At 69.3% G+C, this 12,127-nt stretch carries 12 protein-coding genes; 7 read left to right on the plus strand and 5 right to left on the minus strand.

Annotated elements, in window-relative coordinates; genetic code table 11:
- Positions 1-33 precede the first annotated feature (33 nt).
- A complete protein-coding gene (locus ACFCZF_RS15785) occupies positions 34-963 on the plus strand; it encodes a 1-phosphofructokinase family hexose kinase (protein WP_376672121.1) in 930 nt (309 codons plus the stop codon).
- 145 nt (positions 964-1,108) lie between these two features.
- Positions 1,109-1,474, plus strand: coding sequence for a hypothetical protein (locus tag ACFCZF_RS15790; RefSeq protein WP_376672122.1), 366 nt, complete (start codon positions 1,109-1,111; stop codon positions 1,472-1,474).
- A 505-nt stretch (positions 1,475-1,979) separates the two neighbouring features.
- Here ACFCZF_RS15790 and ACFCZF_RS15795 read toward each other — a convergent pair.
- Entirely contained in the window at positions 1,980-2,453 is a 474-nt protein-coding gene (locus tag ACFCZF_RS15795; protein ID WP_376672123.1) for a GNAT family N-acetyltransferase, read from the minus strand.
- 48 nt (positions 2,454-2,501) lie between these two features.
- Positions 2,502-3,101, minus strand: coding sequence for a flavin reductase family protein (locus ACFCZF_RS15800; RefSeq protein ID WP_376360383.1), 600 nt, complete (start codon positions 3,099-3,101; stop codon positions 2,502-2,504).
- 313 nt (positions 3,102-3,414) lie between these two features.
- Here ACFCZF_RS15800 and cdgB point away from each other — a divergent pair, with 313 nt between their 5' ends.
- Both cdgB and ACFCZF_RS15810 read left to right on the plus strand, forming a co-directional pair.
- A complete protein-coding gene (gene cdgB, locus ACFCZF_RS15805; RefSeq protein ID WP_376672124.1) occupies positions 3,415-5,079 on the plus strand; it encodes a diguanylate cyclase CdgB in 1,665 nt (554 codons plus the stop codon).
- Positions 5,080-5,197: 118 nt separating this feature from the next.
- Positions 5,198-6,148: a carbohydrate-binding protein gene (locus ACFCZF_RS15810; RefSeq protein ID WP_376672125.1), complete on the plus strand. Its 951-nt coding sequence runs from the start codon at positions 5,198-5,200 to the stop codon at positions 6,146-6,148.
- A gap of 56 nt (positions 6,149-6,204) precedes the next feature.
- Here ACFCZF_RS15810 and arfB read toward each other — a convergent pair whose 3' ends face one another.
- Positions 6,205-6,642: an alternative ribosome rescue aminoacyl-tRNA hydrolase ArfB gene (arfB, locus tag ACFCZF_RS15815; protein WP_376672126.1), complete on the minus strand. Its 438-nt coding sequence runs from the start codon at positions 6,640-6,642 to the stop codon at positions 6,205-6,207.
- Positions 6,643-7,165: 523 nt separating this feature from the next.
- Between arfB and iscB the strand changes: the two genes are divergently transcribed.
- Together iscB and ACFCZF_RS15825 are read left to right on the plus strand one after the other, a co-directional pair.
- Complete coding sequence (iscB, locus tag ACFCZF_RS15820) at positions 7,166-8,461, plus strand: RNA-guided endonuclease IscB (RefSeq protein ID WP_376672127.1); 1,296 nt, start codon at positions 7,166-7,168, stop codon at positions 8,459-8,461.
- Between the two features lie 90 nt (positions 8,462-8,551).
- Positions 8,552-9,127, plus strand: coding sequence for a TerD family protein (locus tag ACFCZF_RS15825; RefSeq protein ID WP_121747691.1), 576 nt, complete (start codon positions 8,552-8,554; stop codon positions 9,125-9,127).
- 79 nt (positions 9,128-9,206) lie between these two features.
- On the opposite strand, the gene ACFCZF_RS15830 is transcribed toward ACFCZF_RS15825, so the two are convergent.
- Both ACFCZF_RS15830 and ACFCZF_RS15835 read right to left on the minus strand, forming a co-directional pair.
- Positions 9,207-9,860, minus strand: a complete 654-nt coding sequence (locus ACFCZF_RS15830) for a response regulator (RefSeq protein WP_375912989.1) — start codon at positions 9,858-9,860, stop codon at positions 9,207-9,209.
- 103 nt (positions 9,861-9,963) lie between these two features.
- Positions 9,964-11,205, minus strand: a complete 1,242-nt coding sequence (locus tag ACFCZF_RS15835; RefSeq protein ID WP_376672128.1) for a sensor histidine kinase — start codon at positions 11,203-11,205, stop codon at positions 9,964-9,966.
- 288 nt (positions 11,206-11,493) lie between these two features.
- Here ACFCZF_RS15835 and ACFCZF_RS15840 point away from each other — a divergent pair, with 288 nt between their 5' ends.
- Positions 11,494-12,063, plus strand: coding sequence for a heme-binding protein (locus tag ACFCZF_RS15840; protein ID WP_376672129.1), 570 nt, complete (start codon positions 11,494-11,496; stop codon positions 12,061-12,063).
- Positions 12,064-12,127: the final 64 nt, after the last annotated feature.

A 12,127-nucleotide genomic window follows, 5' to 3' on the forward strand; every position in this document is an offset into this window, starting at 1 on the left:
ACGGCCGGAGGCGATCGGGGGAGGTCGGTACCGGTGATCCTCACCGTCACGCTCAACACCGCTCTCGACATCACCTACCGGGTCCGGTCCCTGCGGCCGCACGCGTCCCACCGGGTCACCGACGTGACGGAGCGGGCCGGCGGCAAGGGGCTGAACGTGGCCCGGGTGCTGGCGGCCCTCGGGCACGAGGTGACGGTCACCGGTTTCGCGGGCGGCACCACCGGCGGCGTCGTACGCGAGGGACTGGCCGGCGTGCGCGGGGTGGCCGACGCGCTGGTGCCGGTCGCCGGGGCCACCCGGCGCACCATCGCCGTCGTCGACGAACGCACCGGCGACACCACCCAGCTCAACGAACCGGGCCCGGCCGTCGCACCGGCTGAGTGGAACGCCTTCCAGGACACGTACGAGGAGCTGCTCGCCGGTGCCTCCGCGGTGGCGCTGTGCGGCAGCCTGCCGCCGGGCGTCCCGGTGGGCGCCTACGCCGGTCTGGTGCGGTCCGCGCGCGCCGCGGGCGTGCCGGTGCTGCTCGACACCAGCGGGGAGCCGTTGCGGCGGGGCGTCGCCGCCCGCCCGGACCTGATCAAGCCGAACGCCGACGAGCTGGCCGAGCTGACCGGCTCGCACGAGCCGCTGCGGGCCACCCAGGCGGCCCGGCGCCGCGGCGCCCGCTCGGTGATCGCCTCGCTGGGCGCGGAGGGGCTGCTCGCGGTGACCCCGGAGGGCCGCTGGCGTGCCGCGCCCCCCGCCCACGTGCACGGCAACCCGACCGGCGCGGGCGACTCGGCGGTCGCGGGCCTGCTCTCCGGCCTGGTCGAGCACCTGCCCTGGCCGGACCGGCTGGCCCGCGCGGTCGCCCTGTCCGCGGCGACGGTCCTCGCACCGGTGGCCGGCGAGTTCGACCGGGGGGCGTACGAGGAGCTGACCCGCGGCATTGCGGTCACTCAGGAATTGAAAATCGCCTAGAATGCTCTACTTTCAGCCAGCACCGAATCAGCCCTTGCCTTCTTTCTAGTTGCTGCATACGCTAAGCGCGTCCACCAGCAGAAGCGAAATCGAGACACATACGAAGAAGGCAATAGCCACCACGGTCGGCATTGCAGGATCGGCCATGCTCATAGGGCTCGCCGGCGCCACTCCGGCGTCGGCTTATGAACTCTACGCGCACTGCAATACGACCGGAGCGTCCGGCGGAGTGACCGTTTGGGACTTCTACGGGGCCACGGACAGAATTGACCTCAGCATGTCAGTCGACGACATGAAGTCTGACAGCCATCACGTCAGTATTCGACTGCTCACAAAGAACCACGCCGGCACTGTCAAGTACTGGTCCTGGCACAAGAACACCAGCGGTAACGGTACGTCGAAGCGCTGGGAAACATACGCCAAGGACGACAGCGGAATCTTCGATGTCGGCATCCAGGTAGGTCGTTTCGAAGGCAGCACCATGCTGAACTCTTGCACCGACTGGTCATAGGTCATCTGAGAGATATAACAATACGAGGGCAGCCCTGAGACCAGACCCTTCTTAGCCAAGGTTCAGGATAGGCCGCTCTCAGCTAATAGGCCGCGTAATCTCTCGACGTCAATCCTTACCGCCATAAGGGCGTCGAGAGCTTACGCAAAAAACACGAAGAAAGCGCAGCGGCCTGTACTGCTGCTAACGCGGCGGCAACCGCGGCTATGCCATCCCGTAACGCAGTTTTTTGATGCCTGTTCGCGATCGGAGCGACTGGTCTTGCCATCCCCCAGTGCGGCCTCCACGCGCTCGTTCCGGCCCAAGGCAGGGCTCGCAGCCGCGCTGCTGTCATTCAACCCCATGCCAGGCATGTCCCCTAGCCGGCGGACCCGTGCGCTGGGAAAGCCGCATCGCGTCGCGCACCACAGCACCGGCTGATGCCGGCGTCCCGCCGCACCAGACCTGCTCACCGGCGGCGATGAGGTTTCGCGGCTTCCTGGGACCTGATCCGTCGGACAGGCGTCTACTGGCCCCAACCCAGCACGCCCACCGTCTCGCCCTCGCTCGTCTCTCCGTCGGTGCGGAAGCCCAGGCCCAGGTAGAAGCCCTCGGGACCGTTCGGGCCCGGATGCCACGTCACCCAGCACTCCTTGCCGCCGCGGCGGCGGACCTCCTCCGCCACCGACTCCACGGCGAAGCGGCCGTAGCCGCGGCCCTGTTCGCCGGCCGCGATGTTCAGCCGCCACAGGCCCGAGCGCAGGACGCTGCCGTCCTCGTACCAGTCGATGTCGAAGAAGGCCATCAGGAAGCCGACCGGACGGTCGCCGTCCACGATCAGCCGGGGCCAGGCGACGCCGTGATGGACGTACGCCTCGGCGAGGGACTTCACCACCGGGCTCACGGCGAACTCCTGCTCCGGGCGCACCCGGATGCCGGTGGCGGCCTCGAAGTTCGCGGAAGTGATCGTCTCCAGGCGGAGACCGGCGTTCGTCGTCATGCGCGCACCCTAAGCAGGCGGCGCGAGGATGGGCGAGTGAATTGCGGCTCAGCCCAACTGGCGGTACCGGCCCCGGAAGTACGTCAGCGGCCCCCCGTCCGCGCTCGGCAGCGAGGCGGTCAGCACCCGGCCGATGACCAGCACGTGGTCCCCGGCCGGCACCCGCTGCTCGGTGCGGCACTCCAGGGTGGCCAGGGCGCCCCCGGCCAGCGGCGCCCCGGTCGCTTCGCCGCGCACGTAGGGGATGTCCGCGAAGAGGAGGCGGTCGCTGATCCGGCCCTTCATCGCGAAGCGGCCCGCGATGTGCCGCTGGCTCTCGGAGAGCACGGAGACCGCCCACAGGGGCTGCTCGTCGAGCAGGTCGTCCATGCGGGAGCCCGTCCGCAGGCTGACCAGGACCAGCGGCGGGTCCAGGGAGACCGACATGAACGCCGTGGCCGTCATCCCGACGTCCTCGCCGCCCGGCGCCAGCGGGTCGTCGGCGTCGAGCGGCGGCTCCTGGGCGGTCACCAGGACCACGCCCGAGGCCAGCCGGGACATGGCGGCACGGAATTCCTCGTTGCTCACCCCCTCAGCATGCCCGGCGGCGGGCGACGGCAACGGGAACGCGGGGGACGCGTGGGACGTGAGAGAAGGAGTATTCGGCACCCCGCCACGCTAATCTCCGGGCCGTTCGCCGGACATCGGGCCCCGGTCCGAACCGGGACCTAGGACCACGGACGAAGACGTGCGCATACCTACAAAATTTGCGTTCAGTAAACGCACAGGGAAAACGCAGAAACTCCACTCAATTGTTCATCTTTTGCTGTGACTTGAGTCACAAGGGGCGGTAATTGTTGACCCTGTGTACCGAGTGGGGAGCGCGCTGTGATTCAGTGGCGGGGAACCTGCAAGGGCACCATCAGTAAGGGCGCCGGAGAGATCCCTTGATTCGCTGCGAGGTCTCGGGGGGAGGGCGAGCATGGAGACCGAGTCGGAGCCCTACGTCCGTCTTGCGTCCCTGCGGCAACTGCACCAGGCCATGGCCGACATGAACAAGGCCCGCAGCCTGGCCGACACCCTGCAGGCCGTCGCCGACGGCGTCGTCCAGGCCCTGGGGTACGAGCTGGCCTGCGTCAACCTGGTCCGTCCCGACGGCGACCTCGTCGTCGCCGCCTTCGCCGGCAACCCGGCCGCCGAGGCCCTCATCACCGGCCGCTCGGGCTCCCGCGAGTCCTGGGACCGGCGGCTGAACATGGGCGAGCAGTGGGGCGACCTGATCTTCATACCCCACACCGAGGGCTGGATCCTCGACGACGACGACGTCCCGCAGTGGTACACCGACGGACCCGCGCCCCGCTTCGAGGACGAGTGGCACCCCTCGGACCGGCTCTTCGCCCCGATGTACGCGCCCGGCCCGCAGGGCAGTGGCAACAGCGGCGAGCTGATCGGCGTCCTGTCCGTGGACCGGCCGCGCAACGGCCGCCGCCCCGGCGCCTGGGGCCGCGAGGCTTTGCAGATGTACGCGTTCCAGGCCGCCATCGCGATCAGCAACGCCCGGCTCCGCTCCAACATGCAGCGCGCCCTGGTCCGCCTGGAGCGCGACCAGCAGGCCCTGCGGGCCAGCGAGGAGAGCTTCCGGCAGGCCTTCGAGTACGCCCCCTCCGGCATGGCCATCGCCGAGATGGGCGGCGACCAGCACGGCCGGATCCTGCGCACCAACGACGCGCTCTGCCGCCTGCTGGGCCGCCCCGCCTCCGCGATGCGCCGCTACGCCTTCTCCGACCTCGTCCACCCCGAGGACATCGGCACCCTGCTGCGCACCTCCGCCGAGGGCGGCCGGGCCGAGCTGCGGCTGGGCCGCCGCGACGGCACCTACGTCTGGGTCTCGCTGCGCAACAGCGTCGTCGCCGACGCCGCCGACGGGCCGCGTTTCCTGCTCACCCACGTCGAGGACATAGAGGAACGCAAGCGCCGCGAGCTCCAGCTCGCCCACCGCGCCTCCCACGACTCCCTCACCGGCCTGCCCAACAGCGCCGAGCTGCGCTCCCGTCTCGCCGCCCGGCTGTGCCGGCGCCCGCAGACCTCGCACGCGGCCGTCGCCGACGCCATGGACGCGGCCTACGGGGACTCCGCCGTCTTCGACTCCGGCGGCCACACCTTCGACTTCGGCGCGGTCACCGAGCCGTACGGCGCCTACGACCACCATGTGCACGCCGTCGCCCCCGAGGACGGCCGCGACGACGGCACGAAGGGGCTCGCGGTCCTCTTCTGCGACCTGGACGGCTTCAAGTCGATCAACGACCGGTTCGGGCACAACGCCGGCGACACCGTGCTCATCGAGGTCGCCCGTCGGCTCAGCGGCGGCGTGCGCGACGGCGACACGGTGGCCCGGCTCGGCGGCGACGAGTTCGTGATCCTCGCCAACGGGCTCGGCCGGGCCGACGCCGAGGACCTCGCCGTACGGCTGCGCAACGAGATCATCCAGCCCATCCGGGCCGAGGGAAGGGCCGTCCGCGTGGGCGCCAGTTTCGGCATCGGGTGGGCCCACTGCGGCATGACGGCGGACGAAGTGCTGAAGTCAGCTGACGAACGGATGTACGTCGAGAAACGATCTCGTCCCAAACAGCATCGCCGAGCCGGATGATCACCAGGTCAGCGCCTTGATGCGGTCTGAGTCACCCTTTCGGGTCAGTGGGAGCGGGTAGGCTCGCCATCTCACACCCATACCGCACACGCACCGCATCTGGTTAGGAGACCTAGGGATGACGCCCGGCAACAACGGCGCGAGCACGCCCGAGGACGACGACCCCTTCGGCTACCTCTACGCCGACGGGCAGGCCAACGGGGCCCAGCCGCCGTCCGGTGGCTACGGCTACCCGAACTCGGTCAACCGGGTGCGTCCCGTCGGCACGCGGCAGTACGGAGCACCGCAGGGCCAGGCCGCCCCGCAGCAGCAGGGCACCTACGGCCAGCAGCAGGGCGCCTACGGCCGGCCGAACGCGCACTACGCGGCGCCGGAGACCTTCCCCGGCGGGGGTGCCCCCACCGCCCCGCAGCAGTCGGCGCACGGCGGGGGCGGCGGGCGCCGCGGCCCCAACACCAAGGGCCTGCTGATCGGCGCGGTCGCGGTCGTCGCCGCGGTGGTCATCGGCATCGCCGTGGCCATGACGAGCAGCGACTCGGAGGACGACAAGGGCGGCAACGAGGCGGGCGGCGGCACCGCCCCCACCCAGTCCGACACCACCGACCCGAGCCCGTCGGCGAGCGACGGCGCGGAGGAAGAGGTGGAGCTCCCGGCGACCGACGCCAAGGCGCTGAGGCTGTCGCCCGGTGTGACGACGGCCTCGGAGGCTGAAGGCGCCAAGGCCGATGGTGGCGTCTATGTACAGGGATTCAACCAAGTTGGAGCCCAGGCCACATGGACTGTCGATAGCATCCCGGAAGATGGAAAGTACACGCTGTATGTGGGATACGGCGTGCCGGGTAAGGATGCAAACGCGACGCTGGCAGTAAACGGCAAGCCTCAGACTCGCGCATTGAACATGGCCAACTTCGCCAAAGCCGCCGAGGGCGATTTGAGCGCTGGGTGGACGCAAACTTGGGCGAATGTTCAGCTAACCAAGGGAACTAATACCATCAAGCTCTCGTGTGAGCAAGGAAATCAATGCGACGTCAACCTGGACCAGTTGTGGCTTGAGGCAGGCTGGAAATAGGGTCGCCTATGACATCAGCTGCGTGCAACCGGAAATGCATCGGCTGGTCGAAGGGCCTACGTCCAGTCTCTCCCCGACCTTCGCTTCTTGGCCTCTGACCTTTTCTTCTTTTCACGGAGCCGATGCTCGTTAATCCCACGTGGAATCCGAGTCGGCCTGCGAGGCTTGGGCGGGGGCGCCGTTGCCTCGGCAAGGAGCGCCGCAAGACGCACGGCAGCGGTCTCGCGGTTACGCCACTGTGACCGATACTCGGAGACGCGTACACTGACGACCCCGTTGGCGAGACGGCCAGTCAGGTGCTTGAGCGCACGCTGTTTCCATGCCTCGGGCAGAGCATCAGTCCGCACCAGGTCGAAGCGCAACTCTACTTGCGAGTCAGTGGTGTTGACGTGCTGCCCGCCGGGACCCGACGATCGCGAGAAGCGCCACGTGAGCTCGGCCTCGGGAAGTACGACAGAGTCGCGGATGACATATGGACCAGACATGACGTCCATGTTCCCGGAACTGCTGGGCCCACGTCACGCGATTTTTCTTAGGACTGCACAACCAGTCTGGGGCAAGGTCACGTGCCCGGGAACTGAGAGAACCCGCTTCGCGTTCATACGGATGACGGTAACGTCATACCCATTGCGAAGCTCACTCCCCCGTAGCAAGGGAAGGGACTCCCAACAGTCACACGCTCCCCGGCACGACGGCCGGGGCCAGGACGCAGACCGGTCTGGCCTCTGTGTGACCAGCACCAGCCAACGCCTACAAGGAGGTGACCAGTTGGCTACGTTCCACGCAGGACTGAAGACCCACCAAGCTGTGCCTCCTCAGCAGCTTGCTCTGGAATTCGAGTCAGTAGACACCCCTAGGAGCCGGAACGAAACGGGACTCGAACGCTGCCGTCTGGCAGAACCCGGCGCGGAACATGTGCGAGAGGAGACCACCAGCGCTTCACCTGGCGCTTGTGGCGTCACCCCCAGGCCTCAATCGAGGGCTGGGGAGAAGCCGCGTGAGCGGTACCCATTCGTCATGGTGCTCGATAAATGCCACCAGCCCCTGCAGCCCTGTAGCCCTGCCAGGGCACGCCAGCTTCTCCAGCGGGGACGTGCCGTTGTCCACCGGCATACGCCTTTCGTCATCCGCCTCAAAGACCGTACCGTCGTCGAGTCGGACGTGGACGGGGTAGAAGTAGGTATCGACCCCGGCTCCAGGCACACTGGCATCAGCTTGTTCACCACACAGGCAGGCGAGAGGCGAGCGCGCTTCTCGGTACAGCTCGATCACCGCGGCCCGACCATTCGTCAGCGCATGGAACAACGGGCATCATTCCGGCGTCGCCGCCGGTCGTCTAACCTCCGTTACCGAGCCCCTCGCTTCCACAATCGGTGCCGATCGGAAGGCTGGGTCGCACCCAGCCTCAAGCACCGTGTCGTCACCACTGCATCGTGGGTGGACCGCCTCTGCCGTTGGGCGCCTGTGCGAGCGAGTCATGTGGAACAAGTCGTATTCGATACACGTGCGCTAAGCTCCGACCCACTCTTCGAGGAAAATCAGTCGCAGCAGGGTACATTGCGCGGCACCGAGGTACGTGAATATTTGCTCGCCAACTGGAACCATCAGTGTGCCTATTGTGGCGTGCAACACGTGCCGCTGAATATCGACCACATCGCGCCGAAGTCCCGAGGCGGCACGGACCGGGTATCTAATCTCACCGTGGCTTGCATTCCGTGCAACCAGGCCAAGTCGAACCGATCCGTGGAGGACTTTCTGGCAAGCAAGCCCAAGGTTCTCGCCAGGCTCCTCGCACAGGCAAAGTCTCCACTGAAGGACGCCGCCGCCGTCAACTCAACACGTCAGGCTCTGCGGCGTGAGCTGGACACACGGCTGCCGACCCACGGCGACAGTGGTGGGCGTACGAAGTGGAACCGTGTCCGCAACCACTTGCCGAAGACGCACACCCTCGACGCTCTCAGCGTCGGCAAATTCGATACTGTCACCGAGATGGTGTCCAAAGTCCTTGTCGTAGGTTGCACCGGACGCGGGACGCATACCCGGACCCGATCCGACCGGTATGGCTTCCCGCGCCTCCGTATGCCCCGGCAGAAGGCGTTCTTCGGCTACCGGACCGGTGACCTCGTTAAGGCCGTCATACCCAGTGGCAAATACGCCGGTACTCACACAGGGCGCGTCATGGTCCGCTCCAGCGGCCGACATCGCGTCCCAGCCCCCGGCGGGCATGTCGACACCTCACACACCAACCTCCGTCTGCTCCAACGGGCAGACGGTTACACCTACACCATCAGGAAGGAGGTCTGCGCGGTCTAAGCGTTACGGGGCAGGTGCGCGGCTTGCCGCCGCACGGCTCAGAAGCGCTTCACTCCTGGCGAGGCTCGGAGTACCCGCGCAGGAACAACAATGGCTGTAAGCCTGTCCAAGGGTGGCAACGTCTCGCTCACCAAGGAGGCTCCGGGCCTGACCGAAGTCACCGTGGGCCTCGGCTGGGACGTCCGCACCACCACCGGCACCGACTTCGACCTCGACGCCTCCGCGATCGCGGTCAACACGGAGGGCAAGGTCTACTCCGACGCCCACTTCGTGTTCTTCAACAACAAGCAGACGCCGGACAACACGATCGTCCACACCGGTGACAACCGCACCGGCGAGGGCGCCGGCGACGACGAGGCGATCAACGTCAACCTGGCCGGCCTCCCGGCCGACATCGAGAAGATCGTCTTCCCGGTGTCGATCTACGACGCCGAGAACCGTTCGCAGAACTTCGGCCAGGTGCGCAACGCCTACATCCGCATCCTCAACAAGGCCGGCGGCGCCGAGATCGCCCGCTACGACCTCTCCGAGGACGCGGCCACCGAGACCGCCATGGTCTTCGGCGAGCTGTACCGCAACGGCGCCGAGTGGAAGTTCCGCGCCGTCGGCCAGGGCTACGCCTCGGGCCTGGTGGGCATCGCCCAGGACTTCGGCGTGAACGTCTGACGTTCACTCGCCCGTTCGTTCCGTACGAAGGCCCCCCGGTCGTGCGCCGGGGGGCCTTCGGCGTTCCGGCGGCGGGGCGTCACGGCAGCAGGCGTCGCTCCTTCGCCACCGCGACCGCGCCCGCGCGGGTGTCGACGCCGAGTTTGTCGTAGATGCGGCGCAGATGGGTCTTGACCGTGGCCTCGCTGATGAACAGGGCGCGGGCGATCTCCCGGTTGCCGAGTCCGGTGGCGAGCTGGGCCAGGATGTCGCGTTCGCGGTCGGTGAGGGAGGGACGCGGGCTGCGCATGTTGGCCATGACGCGGCTGGCGACCGGTCCGGACAGGGCGGTGCGGCCCTCGGCGGCGGCGTGGATGGCCGCGAAGAGTTCCTCGGGGCGTTCGGCCTTCAGCAGATAGCCGGTCGCGCCGGCCTCGATGGCGCGGGTGATGTCGGCGTCGGTGTCGTACGTGGTCAGGACCAGGACGTGCGGGGCGGTGCCCCCGGCTCGGGTGAGCCGGCGGGTGGTCTCCACGCCGTCGATGCCCTCGCCGAGTTGAAGGTCCATCAGCACCACGTCCGGCGCCAGCCGCGCGGCGAGCGCGAGCGCCTCCTCGCCGGTCCCCGCCTCGCCGGCCACCTCGATGCCGGGGGCGCTGTCGAGCAGGGCGAGCAGCCCGGCGCGTACGACGACGTGGTCGTCGCAGACCAGGATGCGCACGGGGGCGGGGCCGGTGTCCGCCGGGTCGGTCATCGGGGTGCCTCCAGCGGGTCGGCCGAAGCGGTCATCGGGGTGCCTCCCAGCGGGTCGGCCGAAGCGGTCATCGGGGTGCCTCCCAGCGGGTCGGCCGAAGCGGTCATCGGGGTGCCTCCAGCGAGTCGGCCGGGTCGTTGCGGGGCGCTTGCAGGGGGACGGCGGCGGACAGGACGGTGCCCTCGCCGGGGGCGGACTCGACGGTCAGGGTGCCGCCGAGTTGACGCAGCCGGGCGCGCATGGCGGGCAGCCCGTGTCCGCGCACCCCGGCGGGGGCGTCGGGCAGCGCGGCCGGGTCGAAGCCGTGCCCGTCGTCGGTGACGTCCAGGACGGCCTGGTCGTCGAGGAGGGTGAGGGTGAGCGCGGCGGTGAACGCGTCCGCGTGTTCCCGGACGTTGGCCAGGGCGCCCTGGGCGATGCGCAGCAGGGCCGACTGGACGCGGTCGGGCAGCGGCGGGACGCAGGTGCCGTCGTCCACGTGGACGCGCACGGTGAGCTGGTCGCCCGACTCCCGAGCGGCCAGGGCGCGCAACGCCTCCTCCAGGCCTCCGCCGCGGGCGAGGTCGGCGGGGGCGAGGTCGTGGACGAAGCGGCGGGCCTCGGTGAGGTTGTGCTCGGCGACGGAGGCGGCGCCCCGGACGTGGGTGCGGGCCTTGCCCGGGTCGGACTCCCAGACCCGCTCGGCCGCCTGGAGCAGCATCCGCTGGCTGGACAGGCCCTGGGCGAGACTGTCGTGGATCTCCATCGACAGCCGCTGGCGTTCGGCGAGGGTGCCCTCACGGCGCTCCGAGGCGGCGAGTTCGCGGCGGGTGCGGATCAGGTCGTCGATCAGGGCGCGCTGCCGGGCCGCCTGCCGTTCGGTGTGCAGGAACACGGCGGCGGCGATCGCGGCGACGGCGGGCGGCGCGAGCAGCAGGTTCGGGTCGAAGCGCCCCGCGAGCCGGAACTGCGCGGCGACGACGAACACCGTCAGGACGGTCACCAGCACGAGCGCCGCCCGAGCCGGCAGGGTGCGCAGGCCGGTGTAGAAGAGGGGCACCGCGCACCAGGAGAAGCTGGGCGCGAGGACGACCAGCACCATCCACACCACGACCACCAGGCCCAGCCAGGCCATGCGCCACCGGGTGGGCCGCGCTCCGGGGCCCCTCTGGACCGGACCGCTCAGGACGGGCCCGAGCAGGTGCAGCACGGCCAGGGCGAGGGACAGGGCGAGGATCCACGGGGTGCGGGGCTCGCCGGGGTGGCGCAGCAGGAAGCGGGCCAGGGCGCCGCCGAGCAGCAGGAAGAACGCCACGTGCATGACGGCGCCGAGCCACCGGGTGTCCGGGTCGTACGGCTTCGGCATCCCACGCGCCTCCTGTGTCGCCTTCGTGTCCTACAACGTGCCGTAGGAGACCGCTGAGCTGCGCGGACACTCCCATGGTGGCCCTTCGGGACGGTCGGCGGGTCAGCCGATCGGATGACCCCGGCGTCGTCCGTTCCGTCGCCCACGAGCACCCGGAACGGCGACCGTGCGCCCGGGGCGCGGGGCGGAGGGTGGAGAGCAGACGGAACAACCCCTCCCCACCCCCTTCACCACCGCGATATCCCCCCCGATATCCCCCCGATATCCCACCCCGAGGAGCAGACCACCATGAAGAAGACCCTCTCCCGGCGCACCCGCATCGCCACCGGCGGTGCCGTCCTCGCCGCCGTCGCCGCCGGCACCTTCGGCACGGTGGCGGCGAACGCCTCCGCGCCGCAGGCCGCCCAGGACTCCGCCGTGACCGCCGCCCCCGCCGCCGCGGCCGGCAAGCGCGACACCACCACCTCCACGCACCTGACGATCGACGCCGCGTCCGAGGCGGCGCGGGCCGCGCTGAAGGCCGCCGAGAAGGAGGGCCAGCGGATCACGGTCGCGGTCGTCGACCGCAACGGCAACACGATCCTCACCATGCGCGGTGACGGCGCCGGCCCGCAGTCGTACGAGTCGGCCGAGAAGAAGGCGTACACCGCCGTCTCCTGGAACGCCCCGACCTCCGAGCTGGAGGGCCGCCTGGAGAAGGCCCCGAACCTGAAGGACATCCCGGGCACCCTGTTCCTGGGCGGCGGCGTCCCGGTCACCGCCGGCAAGGCGCCGATCGCCGGCATCGGTGTCGCGGGTGCCCCGTCCGGCACCCTGGACGAGAAGTTCGCGCAGGCGGGTGCGGCGGCGATCGACTAGCAACGCCCCACGCCTCCCCAAAGGCCCCGACAGCCGGTCCCAGCGGGCGTTTCACGTGAAACGC

The organism is Streptomyces sp. NPDC056296, assembly GCF_042268605.1.
Taxonomy (GTDB): Bacteria; Actinomycetota; Actinomycetes; order Streptomycetales; family Streptomycetaceae; genus Streptomyces.

What these genes read in the sequence shown, in the direction of transcription:
- iscB (WP_376672127.1), top strand. Translation starts at nt 7,166, where the DNA reads ATGGTGCTCGATAAATGCCACCAGCCCCTGCAGCCCTGTAGCCCTGCC.
- ACFCZF_RS15795 (WP_376672123.1), bottom strand. Translation starts at nt 2,453, where the DNA reads ATGACGACGAACGCCGGTCTCCGCCTGGAGACGATCACTTCCGCGAAC.
- arfB (WP_376672126.1), bottom strand. Translation starts at nt 6,642, where the DNA reads ATGGACGTCATGTCTGGTCCATATGTCATCCGCGACTCTGTCGTACTT.
- cdgB (WP_376672124.1), top strand. Translation starts at nt 3,415, where the DNA reads ATGGAGACCGAGTCGGAGCCCTACGTCCGTCTTGCGTCCCTGCGGCAA.
- ACFCZF_RS15835 (WP_376672128.1), bottom strand. Translation starts at nt 11,205, where the DNA reads ATGCCGAAGCCGTACGACCCGGACACCCGGTGGCTCGGCGCCGTCATG.
- ACFCZF_RS15825 (WP_121747691.1), top strand. Translation starts at nt 8,552, where the DNA reads ATGGCTGTAAGCCTGTCCAAGGGTGGCAACGTCTCGCTCACCAAGGAG.
- ACFCZF_RS15830 (WP_375912989.1), bottom strand. Translation starts at nt 9,860, where the DNA reads ATGACCGACCCGGCGGACACCGGCCCCGCCCCCGTGCGCATCCTGGTC.
- ACFCZF_RS15840 (WP_376672129.1), top strand. Translation starts at nt 11,494, where the DNA reads ATGAAGAAGACCCTCTCCCGGCGCACCCGCATCGCCACCGGCGGTGCC.
- ACFCZF_RS15790 (WP_376672122.1), top strand. Translation starts at nt 1,109, where the DNA reads ATGCTCATAGGGCTCGCCGGCGCCACTCCGGCGTCGGCTTATGAACTC.
- ACFCZF_RS15810 (WP_376672125.1), top strand. Translation starts at nt 5,198, where the DNA reads ATGACGCCCGGCAACAACGGCGCGAGCACGCCCGAGGACGACGACCCC.